The organism is Companilactobacillus tucceti DSM 20183 (assembly GCF_001434665.1).
GTDB lineage: Bacteria > Bacillota > Bacilli > Lactobacillales > Lactobacillaceae > Companilactobacillus > Companilactobacillus tucceti.
In genome coordinates this window covers 36,642-50,057 of sequence record NZ_AZDG01000019.1, presented here as the reverse complement: position 1 = coordinate 50,057, position 13,416 = coordinate 36,642, and the positions used below count along the sequence as shown (strand labels likewise).

The following is a 13,416-nucleotide window of genomic DNA, read 5'->3' as shown; positions in this document are numbered from 1 at the left end:
CAATAATAGAAGTGCTTTTATTTTATTGTCTCAAAAAATAGTTGCAGTACCATCCGAACGGGATTGTCTACTTTTTTAGTTCAAACTCTTCAAAACATAGTCTGCCAATTGATGTACACGAGCATAGTCATCATCATCTGGATATTCATTGATCTTAACTGAATCAGCGACTTGATCACCATTGCTAGAATTCATTTCCATAGTAAAGTAATCTACTGCTCTACCAAAATGAATATGCGATTTAGAACTGACACCTAGTACAGCAAATTTTGTTTTAGCTAGATCTACATCTTGTAAATCTTCAAAGAAATCCTGCGCTTCTTCAGGTATCTCGCCATCATTATATGTATATGTTTCTATTATAACGGCGTCATACTCAGGTAGATCAAAGGCATCTGCATCGACCAATTGGTCTAATACTACCTCAACGCCCTTTTCCTCTAAATAACTTGCCAAATGTTTAGCAACTATCTCATTACGTCCCGAAAGACTTGTATAACCTAAAAATATTTTACTCATTTAAACACCTACCATCTAACACTGATACGCTCTCTTTTATGCTTAGCATTCACAATCTCATCAACCATAGCTATAGCGTAATCAGCGTAACTTATTTTACTCTTGCCATTTTCATCAAATGTCATTTCTTCTCCAGCTAGAACATAACTACCCGTTTTGGCCGATTCAAAATCAAAATCATCAGCTGGACTAATATAAGTCCAATCGATATCACTTTTACGTAAGATATCCAATGCCTTTCCCATTTCCTCACTAAGTGGCTTTACAAAATCAGGAAAATCATCTTGCTCAAATCTTCTCTTTGTATGTTCTTTATTCACATACAATGACCCTGCACCACCTACAACCATCAATCTGGTATTAGTATTCTCCAGTATATCAATCAAATGTTTCGTAGAAGGGACAAATTCTTTTACCTTATCACCAAAGAATCCTAAGGCATCTACTAAAACATCAAAATCCTTAACATCATCATGCGTCAAATCATAAACATCCCTGATCAAAAATTTTTCAGTTGGGGATTTTTTCTCACTTCGAACGATCGATGTAACATCTAAGCCACGTCTAAATGCTTCCTCAACAATCATCGAACCTTGCTTACCATTCGCTCCAATAACAACTACTTTCATATCAAATACCTCCCACTACTTTTTACTTTACACAAGTAGACAAATAATTCCCAAAAATTAGGCTCATTAGAACAAATCTTTTTAATTTGACGGTAATTGATAGACATGTAGTATCATTAAGATGATAAACCTTTAGGAGGAACAAAATGGCAAAATACCAAATTTATTTAATTCGTCACGGTCGTACTTGGTTCAACCGTTATAACAAAATGCAAGGCTGGTCAGATACACCCTTAGCACCGAATGGAGTAGAAATTGCCAAAAAAGCTGCCGTTGCTTTAAAAGATGTTGATTTCAGTGCCGCTTTTTCATCAGATGCTAGACGTGCAATTGATACATGTAAATTAATCGTTGATGAAAATATGAATAAAGACAAATTAAAGCCAACAAAGTTGATGGAATTCAGAGAACAATTTTATGGTTACTTTGAGGGAATGAATTCACCTGAAGCTTGGTTTATGGTAGGACAACCACATGGTGCCAAAGGTTTCAGCGATATTATTGAAAAATACGATCTTAATGCTACAAAAGACTTCATGAAAGAAGCAGATCCATTCCACGACGCCGAAAACGCTGAAGAATATTGGTCAAGAATCAATCGTGGATTTGATGCAATTGATAAAGTAGCTAAAGATGGAGATAAGATACTACTTGTTTCACACGGAACAACAATTAGATCAATCACTGACCGTTATAGCGATGGACAATTTGATGTAACAGACAGTCCAAGAAACTCAAGTTTAACAATGCTTGAACGCGATAATGGTAAAAATTTAGTTACAAGTTATAACCAAATGATTATCTAAAGAGAGTGCAAAGAGGTTTGCCTCTTGGAACTCGTTTAAAATAAAGCACAAAAAAGACGGAAACCATATAAGTTTCCGTCTTTTTGCATTTCTGAATCTTTATAACTCTAAACATGTTCCGGTGGCAGACCGCCTTTTGTAACACTCTTTATTCAGCAGTAACATCGCTTATTCCAAATAATAGAACTAAAATACCAACTGCTAAAACAGCGACAAACATCATGAATACCATTGAAATGCTCAATCCCATACCTAGTAATGCACCGATCAAGAAAGGACCAAGAGTTGCTCCAATTCTTCCGATTGATTGAGTAAATCCAACCCCGACACCACGAATTTGTGCTTCATAATGACTTGGTGTGAATGCGATCAGTGTTCCCCAAGCACCTAAGTTAAAGAATGATAATAATGCACCACCAATAAATATAGCAATTTCACTATTAGCAGTTCCAAAAATAAATGCACTGATAATTGTACCTAAAAGATAAATAATCAAGATTCTCTTACGACTAATTTTCCCCATTAGCCATGCTGCCAAGTAATATCCCGGTAACTGTGCCAAACTCATTAGTAATGTATAAGCGAATCCGTGAAATATTGTAAATCCTTTTAATACCAAAACACTTGGTAACCATAGAAACATTCCATAGTATGAGAACATAACTACAAACCATAAAACTGTTAAAACACTAGTGGCACGTAGATATTGTCCTGACCAAATTTCCTTTAGCGAATTAAAAATATTGATTTTCTCTCGCTCTGTTTTTTCATATTCATCTGGTAAATGTCTTCTCATAACAAAAGCATACAAAGAAACAAAAAATGTAGCTATAACGGTAATTCTCCAACCGAAAAATGGCATTATTAAAAATGATAATAGTGATGCAAGAATCCAACCAATAGCCCAGAAGCTATCTGCTAAAACTAACATTCTAGCTTGAGTTTTACCTGTAAATGAATCAGCCAACATTGTAGCAGCAACTGGCAATTCTCCACCTAGTCCAACTCCAGTAAGAAATCTAACTAACATAAATGTATTTACATCTTGGGTAAAAGCTAGTAAAAGATTTCCTGTTGAAAATAATATCAAAGTCCCGATCATAACGTGCTTACGACCAAACTTGTCGGCTAAATAGCCACATCCTAATGACCCAAAGATCATACCTAAGGATGTTACAGCACTAAGGTATCCAATTTGTGCTGGAGCAAGTTTCCACTCACTTTGAACAATTGGCATAATAAATGATAATAGTGCCACATCCATGGCATCAAAGAGCCATGCAGTACCAATAACAAATAATAATTTGTTACTTTTAGTTAAAACATTTTGCATATTACATCTCCGTGTTTATATTTTTTATAAAAAAAGTAATTTAGGTACATTTTACTTTTAAAACTTCAAAAGAATAACATGACAATAAAAGTCATGTCAAGTTCACTATTTTAATTGATAAACTTTCCCTGGCCTGCCGGCCCCTTTTATGTTTTCTGTTCCTACCTCTTGAAACAGCCGGCGATGCGTCTTACGGAAATTTGAGTTATCGATTTCTGAAATTGAAATACGTAACAGTATAGAATAGACCATTCTAGCTTGTTTTAGTGTAAATGTTGGTCCTAAAATTCGTAATATTGTTGGCGAATAGTCAAGACGGTTCTTCAATCTACTGAAAGCCGTTCGTAAAATCAAACTGTGATCAGAAAACAATCCACTGTTCTTACGGTATTTCTCAGAATGAGCGTAAAATTTATTCCTATCAACATTTTCTCTTAAAGTTTCAAACTGCAATTTTTTATACTTCAATAAGTAATTATCATGACCAGACGCTACACTAAACCACTGCGCATCATCTGCGCCATATCCAGGAGTCAATTTAGGCATATCTGGTAAATAAATCATATAAGTCAAAGCAAGTTCTCTCTTTTTACTACGATGAATATCTGTAAATGTAGCTAACTGCTCAGTATTGACCAATGGAAGATCAACCCCAATTTTCTCTCGTACTAAGCGCAATGAAGCTTCTTCAGCATTTTCATCTTCACGTAAATAAGTTGTGGGCAGGCCCCACATTTTATCTTCTGCTCTTTTCAATAAAAGAACTAACAATTCTTTTGTTTTACTATTAAAGCTCCAAATAACGTTAGTAATGCTTATCTCTACCATATTAAATTGCCCTCCTTAATTAATTTTACAATAAGTGCTAGGCAATTAACTATGTTTAATTTGTCGGAATTATTATAATTGTATTGTAATTATTTTAATCAAAAAAGATTTTTTTGTTTTTTTATACTTAACATTAGAAATAATGCTGCACTTGTTAAAATGAAGTGATACACCAGTGGTAGCTAATGTTATCCGCTTACCACAATTATTAGAAAAAACGTTTTCATTTAAATTATTTATTAAAAAAATCTCATTTTCATTTAACTTAGTGTATAAGTTTTCAGTAAAATGTTTTAGAATGTAGTTTAAGTCTTTAAATTGAAAGGGGAAATTTTATATATGTTGAAACCATCAAGCGCTGTTGAAACCGAAGGATTTTATATTAATCCTGATCGTTCAGTAGCTGTAATCAACTATAACGAAGAATACGTTCGCGATATTTTTCAACTGATCAACTCAGAAAGCTTTGCCAAATTAGTAGAGCTTTATCTCAAAGAAAGCAAAAAAACATCAACTAATGACTTTGAGAAATTAGATGCCAAGACATACACAAATACTTTGAAAGCTATCTTAGTAGATAATAAATCTGGATACGAAAAATACGACCGAAGTTTGATACTAAAAAGTATTGAAGATTTGTACTCGTTCTATCGTTCATACTTTAGAGTTTCTCTGATCAATAAACATAATAGTGAAATCGTAACTAACGATTTTATGGATATTGATAACCGATTTAACGAAATCGTCCTCCAACTATATCGTGCAATTGAAGAGAAATTACAAGGATTTTCTAACCGAGCATATCGTCAAGTAAATGCTGGTACTAATGCTTGTGTGCTAACACAATCTATTTCTTGGCCTACACCTAAGGGATATGAAGCACTTCAAAATATCAGATTCCTAGATACTCTTATGTTACGTCCTCCAATGATGATGCACACTAAGAGTAATAAACGTGAAGGTGTCTTCGATGCTGTTAAAGACAATCCAATTGCTAAATTTGACGGTGATCAAAAAGATTGGTTCTGTTTCCCTGCTAAAATCGGAGAAAGTTTAGCCTATATTTACTTCCATCGTGACTATTTTGTTAGTGGTATTGCTCTAGCCAACTTGTTTGAAGTTGCTGACACAGCAAGCATTGAGGGTAAAAAGCCTGATGAGATCTTACTCTTTGGTTTAGATAAAACTGAAGGCGACGTTTGTCACTATTATCATGATGAAGAAAATGACCTTTGGGTCGGTGAAGTTCCTTATAATGACAAAACTACTTACTTTGGTTACATGAAAAAGATGTGCTTAACACTTCATAATCTTCATATGATTTATGAAAATCGCCTTCCAATTCATGGTTCAATGGTTAGAATCAGCTTCTCAAATGGTAAGACTAAGTCAGTTGTTTTCTTCGGTGACTCTGGTGCCGGAAAATCTGAATCAATCGAAGCCTTACAAGAAATTGCTGATGATAAAATTCTAAATATTGAAACTATCTTTGATGATATGGGTAGTTTTGCATTTGATGATGAAGGTAATGTTTACGCACAAGGTACTGAAACTGGTGCTTTCGTTCGTCTAGATGACTTAAGCAGCTCTGTAGCCTTCAACAACATGGACCGTGGTATCTACTTAAACCCTGAGCTAAAAAATGCTCGTGTTATTCTACCAGCTAATACATACAAACGCGTGGTGGAACATCATCATATTGACATGTGGGTATATGCTAATAACTACGATTCTGAAATAGGATTGCATCAATTCCCTAATGAAGATGAAGCTAAAGCAACTTTCATCGCTGGTAAGAGAAAAGCTCTTGGAACAACTGATGAAGTCGGAATGAGTACTACATTCTTTGCTAATCCATTTGGACCAGTGCAAGAAGAAGAAAAAACTCGCCCAGTTATCGATAAAGTTTTCAACAAACTTTACAAAGACAACGTTTATGTTGGTGAGATCTATACTCATCTTGGCTATGATAAGTCAAAAGATAGTTTACAAGAATCAGCAAAAGAGTTATTAAATCAATTAATGAATAATTAGACAACAAAAAAGCAGGTCGCCTGATCTGCTTTTTTTATTATCCTAAATCCTATTTTACTTAAGTAGCTTTTCAACTGCTGGTTTCAAGTCGGCTTCGCTCATATCTTCATACTTCTTAGCTTCCACCGCTGTCTTATCAGTGTTATGATTTGATGCTTCCATAAAGTGATCCCAGATAGCATCTCTAACTGGTAGTGTTGAGTCACTCCAATCAAAAACTTCATTCATTCTCATATCTAATAAACTTGTTTTATCTACTGATACAGCCATTCTTAAAGCTTCCTTTCTTTATTTACAACTTCTATTGTAGGTCACTTAAGTTAGAATGTTTAGCAAATACACCTATTTTATTTTTATTTTCTGAAACGTCAAGGTAGTCGCTTGTGCCAGTAAGGTAACCACTTTCAAAGCTAATTTTCAAATTATCTAAAACAATAACCTTGAGTGAACGGGAACATGTGAAGTGCTGGTATGACTGTAAATATAAATAGCACAGCTACAACAATACCAATAATAATAGGTGCTCTATTCTTATTAAATTTAAATGATTTACCATCATTCTTGGAAAATACATACCAAACTAATGCCAAAAGAAGAACTACTACAATGGTTGAACTGTACATCATGACCCTATCCCCTTTTTGCGAAAAGAATAGCATGATTTATTTATTATGGCTACTGTTTAGTTTGCAATTCAAAAACTCAGTTAAATCACGTAATTGATCAACTTTTTCATCATTTTCAATATTCCTAATATCTAAATTATTCAATTTCAATTGACCTTTATTAAAAGTCCAAAAATTAAATAAAGGCGCACTCACTTGATACTTTCCTTGATCTTTTACTATCCCTGTAACAAATTTACTACCAATTTTAGGCAGTGGGAAAGATTTTTTCTGATATAAATATTCCTTATGTGATATCCCATCCGCATTATTTCCTTCAATATTTGTTTCAATTTTATCCTCATACCCAAAACCTGAAGGAAAAACAGTTGTTATATATTTACTAAATTTTTTACCAGCCAATACTTTATCTACTTTTACTTGTACCGAAGTAGTAGGAAACATTGTCTGATTTTTATTCTTCTTATAATCAATAACAGTTCCTAAGATGATCGAATCATTTTGTTTTTTAAATTTATGCCAAGTCAATGGTTCATTGCTATAATCCATCATTCCAAAGCTGGGGCTTTTTTTGACCTCAGCTTTTTTGGTCTCTTGATTCCATCGCTGTTTATTTTTTGATATTACAGATTGTTGTTTATTATGATGACAACCGACCAGCATTAACATCGGCAACACTATCCAAAATATTCTCTTCATACCAAAATAATAGCAGGACTAAGATAGCCCTGCCATTATTTGTCAGTATGAAATTTTATTATCTACACGATACTTAATACAAACCAGATGACGTTCCAAACTGTAATTTTAATTTTATTTGTTTGATCGATTTTTAAGTTTTTCCAATTCAACCACATCATCAAACCAAATCCTATTGCTCCTGTAATTATTCTATACAAAATATTGGCGTCTTTACTTATAAAGGCAAACACTAACGAACTCAAAATTGAAGTTACAACAAGTCCAACAATGATGTTTACAAAAACAACTCTCATATCAGCCTTAGTATTTTTCAATAAAAGATAGAAAATACCATAAAAAACGGCAAAGGATAATATTGCTTTAATGGCAAAAATAAAAAATTTGAATTTCATGGCAGCTGCTGGCGCACCTACCATATTTTTATCACCAAGAAACAACATGATGATTTCTAAAAAGAAATACATTAAGAAAATTCCAACTAAACTTACTTTATCTAAATCATATATTTTTTTCATAAAGTCCCCTATTCTTCTTTAAGCAGTCCTACAAGTGGAGATTTAGCAGCTTTATTGGCAGGAATAAATCCAAAGACTAATCCAACTCCTGTAGAAACTGACAGTGACATAATAATTGCATATGTTGTTACCATCGCTTTAAATGGCAAAAAGCTGTTGATGATCGATACTACTCCATAACCCAAAAGTATTCCTATCAATCCACCTATTAAACAAAGAACAATACTTTCAATAAGAAATTGATTTCTTATATCACCAGCAGTTGCACCAAAGGCACGCCTGATACCAATCTCTTTTCTACGTTCTGAAACAGTAATATACATAACGTTCATAACGCCGATACCAGCGATCAATAATGATATTCCTGCCACAAATGCAACAAAATAAGTAATATTATTTAAAGTCTTAGTAAAACTCTTACTAATTTGATCAGGATGAGAAATTGAATATTTACCAAGTTTGGCATCTTCACCGAACTTCTTCATTTCATTGACCGCACTCTTACCCACAGCTTTTTTACTGGCTGATGGATTTACAGATATTTTGGCCTCATCTTGTGATATCTGACTTGCAAATAATTGCTTGAATATAGTTTTAGAAACGTATATATCTGGACGATATTCAAAGTCACCGATTTTATAAATTCCTCTGACAACAAAAACATTGTCATTAATAACTAGACTCTTATTTAACGCCTTACCTTTAAAAGCTCGATCGGCTAAATCTTTAGATATAAAAATATTTCCTGTATCGCCAGCATCTACTTTTGTCCCAAATCCCTTATAAAGTTTCAATTTTTTTGGTGATTTGTTTAAAGTCGCAGACGTTTTTTTAGTCTTGTGTTGAACTGTAACGCTAGCTTCCGGATTACTACTTGTTAACTTAACGTGATCGACACCTTTTATTCCTTCTAAAACTGCTAAATCATTTCTAGTGAATCCACTTTTAGTATCCTCATCAGACGAAGCGGTAAATTCCAGAGTAACTTTATTTTTAGTGTTATGATTTTGCATCCCCTTAGTAGCGACATGAGTAAATCCATCCCCAATGGCCAAAATACATATAACACTAGCAATTCCAATAATGATGCCTAACATTGTTAAGAAATTACGGTTCTTATTTTTATCAATTGATTTGAGTGCCATCATAATTTTATCTATCATTATTTTTTCACACTCTTTTCGTCATCATATAGATGTCCATCATGTATATAAACTGTTCTCATCGCATAGTCCGCAACCTCACTATCATGAGTAACCATTATGATCGTGGTTCCAGTTTTATTAAGTTCGGTAAATATATTCATGATTTCGGTACTTGTTTTTGAGTCTAGGGCACCTGTTGGCTCATCAGCAATAATTAAGTTAGGGCGATTAACAATAGCTCTAGCGATGGCTACTCGTTGTTGTTGACCACCTGATAGTTCTGATGGGAGATTCTTTTCTTTTCCTTCTAAACCAACTTTTTTTATCACATCTTCTACTAATGCATGTTTATTAGTTTGTTTTTGTTTGCTATAAATTAAAGGAACTTCTATATTTTCATAAACACTATAAGTAGTTAATAATTTAAAATTTTGAAAAACAAAGCCCAATTGATCGCCACGAATTTTTGATAAATAATTATCATTAGTTTCTTTATAAGACTTATCTTTTAATAAATACTCCCCAGTATATTTTTGGTCTAATAAACCTAAGATATTAATTAAAGTCGATTTTCCAGAACCAGACGGACCCATAATTGCCAAAAATTCTCCGTCTGCAACTTCGAGATTTATATTTTCTAAGGCAATGAATTTACCATATCTTTTACCAATATTGGTTACTTTAAGCATATGATCACCACCTAAAACAAGACTAGCTTGTCGCCGGCCTTGATATCTTCTTTAGTGTAGTAAGCATTTCCATGCTTAGTTAAGTTCAAAATCACTTTATGTTTCTTATTATTCTTTAATAGATATACTGTGTCTTCATCTTTAACCGCACTTGCAGGGATTTTGTATCCTAACGATTTATTTTTTATTTGGACATGCATACCATATGGCAATTTTTCATCTGTACTTACTTGGAAATGATAATAAGAGACAGCTGCATTATTATATGGAATAGCATCTTTTTGTGAATATGTACCAGCAATTTCTTTACCATTATTTTTTACAACAGTCACACTTTTACCGATCTTGATTTTATCCAAACTAAATTCATTAACATTACCAAGAATAATCGGATTACCATAAATATAACTATGACCTTCGCTATCCTTATAGTAAGTCCCTGAAATTGGAGCTGTAACAACGCGATTTTGTTGTTTATTCAATTTGTTTAACTTATCTTGAGCTTCAGCTAGACTTTGTTGATCTTTGGCTAATTCCATTTTGTCATCAGTAGTTTTAGTTGTATTCTTATTTACTTCTTGAATAGCTAAATTAATTTGACTGATTTCTAAATTCACACTATTTATTTCACTAGTCATATCCTCATAAAAAGTAAAAAGTGTCTGACCCTTAATAACCTTTTGTCCATTGTTGACTTGTGTTGAAGCCAAAACTTCATCAGAAGACTTTGGATCAGCACTTACTGCATTTTTTTCATCAGCTTGCACAACACCTGTAAAATAGTTTGTACTCTGAGCTTTTACTGTATAGGTAGTATATTTAGGTTCGTCTGTATTTCCTTTACCTAACGCTAAAAACAAAACTATACCAACTAAAATGACATTAATTCCCCAGATGGCGACCTTAACTTTTTTCATTCAATAATTCTCCCTATATATAGATAATTTTAAGGATAACAGTTCATCTTTTAATTTCAAAATAACCCAAAAAGCGTAATAACAACTATTTGATTAATATAGTCGTTATTACGCTTTTTATAGTTAATAAAATTAAATATATTGAATTTTAAATCATTTTATATCTATTTAATTGACGTTTTGCCAAATTTTATGCAGTCACTGCTTTAGAGTTTTTAACTGACTTTTTTGAACTAGATAAACGTTTCAATCCAATTCCAGTAAATCCACTAATAATAGAAAGAACTGGTGAGAGTAAACTGAAGAAACAGAATGGTAGAAATTCTAAGGTTGATACTCCAAGCGTATTGGCAGCGAAGGCACCTGCAACACCCCAAGGAATCAAGTAATTAATAACTGTACCACCATCTTCAAGTACACGACTGAGAGCCAAATTATCAAGACCACGCTTATTAAATGTTTCCTTGAAAGCTTTACCAGGAAGAATAACTGATAAGTATTGTTCACCAACGAAAATATTAACACCGATACCTGACAGAATTGTAGCTGTAACTAATGGACCTGATGTCTTTAGACGTTTAGCAAGTGGTTGCATGGCTGTTTGAATAATATCAAATTTCATCAATAAACCACCTAATGATAATGTAAGGAAAATCAATGAAACAGTTCCCATCATAGAACTTATACCACCACGAGTAAGTAAAGCATCAACACTAGCATTACCAGTCTTTGAAACAAATCCTGATTCAATAAATCCAGCAACTGACTTGATTGGTGTTGAAGGATTTTCGATAAAGATCATACCAATGGTAACGGTAATATTTAAGATCAATGTAGCAATTGCAGGAACTTTTAAGAAAGCACAAATGAATAGTAAGACGATTGGTAAGATTGCCCACCATGTAATTGTAAAGTTAGAGTTTAAAACATTTAAGGTAGTATTTATTTTTCCTAAACTAGCACCTGATCCACTTTTTCCAATAACAGCGTATAAAATCAATGAAATCAAAAATGCAGGAATTGTTGTCCACATCAAGTTTTTAATATGGCTGAATAAGTCTGATCCAGCAATGGCTGAAGCCAAATTAGTTGAATCTGAAAGTGGTGAAGTTTTATCACCAAAGATAGCACCTGAAATAATTGCGCCAGCTACTAATGCTGGATTAACGCCTAGTGTTGTTCCCATTCCAAATAGTGCAATACCGATAGTTGAAATAATTGTAAATGCACTACCGATAGAAGTTCCGATCAAAGCACAAACTAAGAAAACTGAAGGAACAAACCATTGAGCCGAAATCATATGGAATCCAGCTACCATCATTGAAGGAATAATTCCAGCAGCGATCCATGTTCCGATCAAAGCACCAATTAAAATAAAAATAAAAATTGGCACAATTCCGTTTTTAACACCATCCATAATTCCGTTATGAATATCATCCCAGCTACTCTTTCTTATTTTTGCCCAAAGAATGAGTAAGCCAATAACTACCAAGACTGGAGTTTGTGGTGAAAGACCAAACTTGATAACACTAGTACCTAAAACTATTAACATTACTATTAGAATCGTAATTGATTCTCTAAAACTTACTTTATTTTCCATAATTATAATCTCCTCGAATTTTTTGCTTTAAATCGTCGAATCAATATCGAGGATTACCGCCTGAAGTTTCCATTTAAATACCCCCTGAATATAAAAAAAGCCGTTCCTGTTATATCTAAATAACAGGGACGACTTTTACCGTGGTACCACCCAATTTGAGAATAGTCTAAAAACTATTGCTCCACTCTTGAGAGATAACGGCTCTCTTTTTTACCGCTTGGATAACCAAGTCATGTTTGGTATTTCTGTACTATATCCTGACCGATTCGCATCAACCACCGGCTTTCTTACACACAGATACAGCATTACTTAGTTCAAACACTTAATTTGTTTATGTGATTGATATGAATACTAACAGTGTTTAAATTACAAGTCAAGTTATTGTTTTAATAATTTTCTAATTTTAAATTACGCCATTCGACTATCGATATATTTTGAAAGTAGTGACAAAGCATAACAAACGACAAAATACATTACAGCCATAATTACAAAGACAGGAATAATGTAGTTAGGATTTTGTCCATATACTACTTGTCCATGTTGCATCAATTCTGGCACAACGATGATTGTTGCAAGTGATGTATCCTTGATCAATGAGATAAATTGACTAACCAATGCTGGTATCATCTTTTTATAAGCCTGAGGCAAAATAACATGCCACATTGCTTGTCCTAATTTCATACCTTGAGCACGAGCTGCTTCCATTTGACCGATATCAACAGCCAAAATACCTGAACGAATGATCTCTGCAATCATCATCGATTCAAAGAACGTCATCGCAAGTATCGCGGCTGGAATCGTATCTGGTTTGAACCCAAACGCAGGCAATCCGAAATATGTAAAGAAGATAATCAATAGTAAAGGTAAATTACGAACAACATCGATAATAAACCCTATAATTCTTGAAAAGTACGGAATTTTAGCATATCTAATAATCCCTAAGATTGATCCAAAGATAAAACTCAATACAACTGAAATAACGGAAATTAAAATAGTGATTCCCAACCCTTGGAGAAGGAATCGTATATTTATCCATGAATAAGCATCTATCCAATTTTGCATAATACGTCCCC

At 33.4% G+C, this 13,416-nt stretch carries 15 protein-coding genes; 2 read left to right on the top strand and 13 right to left on the bottom strand.

The window, feature by feature from the left end; translation table 11 throughout:
• Positions 1-75 precede the first annotated feature (75 nt).
• Together FC72_RS08520 and FC72_RS08515 are read right to left on the bottom strand one after the other, a co-directional pair.
• Positions 76-519: a flavodoxin domain-containing protein gene (locus tag FC72_RS08520; protein WP_057766765.1), complete on the bottom strand. Its 444-nt coding sequence runs from the start codon at positions 517-519 to the stop codon at positions 76-78.
• Positions 520-527: 8 nt separating this feature from the next.
• Positions 528-1,148, bottom strand: a complete 621-nt coding sequence (locus tag FC72_RS08515; RefSeq protein WP_057766763.1) for an NAD(P)-dependent oxidoreductase — start codon at positions 1,146-1,148, stop codon at positions 528-530.
• A 146-nt stretch (positions 1,149-1,294) separates the two neighbouring features.
• On the opposite strand from FC72_RS08515, the gene FC72_RS08510 reads away from it, so the two are divergent.
• Positions 1,295-1,954, top strand: coding sequence for a histidine phosphatase family protein (locus FC72_RS08510; protein ID WP_057766761.1), 660 nt, complete (start codon positions 1,295-1,297; stop codon positions 1,952-1,954).
• Positions 1,955-2,102: 148 nt separating this feature from the next.
• Here the strand turns inward: FC72_RS08510 and FC72_RS08505 are convergent, their stop codons facing one another.
• Complete coding sequence (locus FC72_RS08505) at positions 2,103-3,287, bottom strand: MFS transporter (protein WP_057766759.1); 1,185 nt, start codon at positions 3,285-3,287, stop codon at positions 2,103-2,105.
• A 105-nt stretch (positions 3,288-3,392) separates the two neighbouring features.
• The gene (locus FC72_RS08500; RefSeq protein ID WP_057766758.1) at positions 3,393-4,115 is read right to left on the bottom strand and encodes an NrtR DNA-binding winged helix domain-containing protein; all 723 of its coding nucleotides are present in this window, start codon (positions 4,113-4,115) and stop codon (positions 3,393-3,395) included.
• A 339-nt stretch (positions 4,116-4,454) separates the two neighbouring features.
• Here FC72_RS08500 and FC72_RS08495 point away from each other — a divergent pair, with 339 nt between their 5' ends.
• Complete coding sequence (locus FC72_RS08495; protein ID WP_057766756.1) at positions 4,455-6,149, top strand: hypothetical protein; 1,695 nt, start codon at positions 4,455-4,457, stop codon at positions 6,147-6,149.
• Positions 6,150-6,203: 54 nt separating this feature from the next.
• Here the strand turns inward: FC72_RS08495 and FC72_RS08490 are convergent, their stop codons facing one another.
• The 9 genes from FC72_RS08490 to FC72_RS08450 all read right to left on the bottom strand — a co-directional run bounded on the left by FC72_RS08490 (position 6,204) and on the right by FC72_RS08450 (position 13,405).
• Complete coding sequence (locus FC72_RS08490; RefSeq protein ID WP_057766754.1) at positions 6,204-6,419, bottom strand: P8 family protein; 216 nt, start codon at positions 6,417-6,419, stop codon at positions 6,204-6,206.
• A gap of 152 nt (positions 6,420-6,571) precedes the next feature.
• A complete protein-coding gene (locus tag FC72_RS08485) occupies positions 6,572-6,775 on the bottom strand; it encodes a hypothetical protein (RefSeq protein ID WP_057766752.1) in 204 nt (67 codons plus the stop codon).
• Between the two features lie 36 nt (positions 6,776-6,811).
• Entirely contained in the window at positions 6,812-7,444 is a 633-nt protein-coding gene (locus FC72_RS08480) for a hypothetical protein (protein WP_162253528.1), read from the bottom strand.
• A 92-nt stretch (positions 7,445-7,536) separates the two neighbouring features.
• Positions 7,537-7,992 (bottom strand): hypothetical protein, encoded by a 456-nt coding sequence (locus tag FC72_RS08475; protein ID WP_057766748.1) that lies wholly within the window; start codon positions 7,990-7,992, stop codon positions 7,537-7,539.
• Positions 7,993-8,000: 8 nt separating this feature from the next.
• Positions 8,001-9,155, bottom strand: a complete 1,155-nt coding sequence (locus FC72_RS08470; protein WP_057766746.1) for an ABC transporter permease — start codon at positions 9,153-9,155, stop codon at positions 8,001-8,003.
• Positions 9,155-9,826, bottom strand: coding sequence for an ABC transporter ATP-binding protein (locus FC72_RS08465; RefSeq protein WP_057766745.1), 672 nt, complete (start codon positions 9,824-9,826; stop codon positions 9,155-9,157). Before FC72_RS08465 ends, FC72_RS08470 begins: the two co-directional genes overlap by 1 nt.
• An 11-nt stretch (positions 9,827-9,837) precedes the next feature.
• Entirely contained in the window at positions 9,838-10,743 is a 906-nt protein-coding gene (locus FC72_RS08460) for an efflux RND transporter periplasmic adaptor subunit (RefSeq protein WP_057766743.1), read from the bottom strand.
• 190 nt (positions 10,744-10,933) lie between these two features.
• A complete protein-coding gene (nhaC, locus tag FC72_RS08455) occupies positions 10,934-12,343 on the bottom strand; it encodes a Na+/H+ antiporter NhaC (RefSeq protein ID WP_057766741.1) in 1,410 nt (469 codons plus the stop codon).
• A gap of 408 nt (positions 12,344-12,751) precedes the next feature.
• Positions 12,752-13,405 (bottom strand): amino acid ABC transporter permease, encoded by a 654-nt coding sequence (locus FC72_RS08450; RefSeq protein WP_057766740.1) that lies wholly within the window; start codon positions 13,403-13,405, stop codon positions 12,752-12,754.
• Positions 13,406-13,416: the final 11 nt, after the last annotated feature.

Coding starts and splice junctions, on each gene's coding strand:
- FC72_RS08520 (WP_057766765.1), bottom strand. CDS start 519: ATGAGTAAAATATTTTTAGGTTATACAAGTCTTTCGGGACGTAATGAG.
- FC72_RS08515 (WP_057766763.1), bottom strand. CDS start 1,148: ATGAAAGTAGTTGTTATTGGAGCGAATGGTAAGCAAGGTTCGATGATT.
- FC72_RS08510 (WP_057766761.1), top strand. CDS start 1,295: ATGGCAAAATACCAAATTTATTTAATTCGTCACGGTCGTACTTGGTTC.
- FC72_RS08505 (WP_057766759.1), bottom strand. CDS start 3,287: ATGCAAAATGTTTTAACTAAAAGTAACAAATTATTATTTGTTATTGGT.
- FC72_RS08500 (WP_057766758.1), bottom strand. CDS start 4,115: ATGGTAGAGATAAGCATTACTAACGTTATTTGGAGCTTTAATAGTAAA.
- FC72_RS08495 (WP_057766756.1), top strand. CDS start 4,455: ATGTTGAAACCATCAAGCGCTGTTGAAACCGAAGGATTTTATATTAAT.
- FC72_RS08490 (WP_057766754.1), bottom strand. CDS start 6,419: ATGGCTGTATCAGTAGATAAAACAAGTTTATTAGATATGAGAATGAAT.
- FC72_RS08485 (WP_057766752.1), bottom strand. CDS start 6,775: ATGATGTACAGTTCAACCATTGTAGTAGTTCTTCTTTTGGCATTAGTT.
- FC72_RS08480 (WP_162253528.1), bottom strand. CDS start 7,444: ATGTTAATGCTGGTCGGTTGTCATCATAATAAACAACAATCTGTAATA.
- FC72_RS08475 (WP_057766748.1), bottom strand. CDS start 7,992: ATGAAAAAAATATATGATTTAGATAAAGTAAGTTTAGTTGGAATTTTC.
- FC72_RS08470 (WP_057766746.1), bottom strand. CDS start 9,155: ATGATAGATAAAATTATGATGGCACTCAAATCAATTGATAAAAATAAG.
- FC72_RS08465 (WP_057766745.1), bottom strand. CDS start 9,826: ATGCTTAAAGTAACCAATATTGGTAAAAGATATGGTAAATTCATTGCC.
- FC72_RS08460 (WP_057766743.1), bottom strand. CDS start 10,743: ATGAAAAAAGTTAAGGTCGCCATCTGGGGAATTAATGTCATTTTAGTT.
- nhaC (WP_057766741.1), bottom strand. CDS start 12,343: ATGGAAAATAAAGTAAGTTTTAGAGAATCAATTACGATTCTAATAGTA.
- FC72_RS08450 (WP_057766740.1), bottom strand. CDS start 13,405: ATGCAAAATTGGATAGATGCTTATTCATGGATAAATATACGATTCCTT.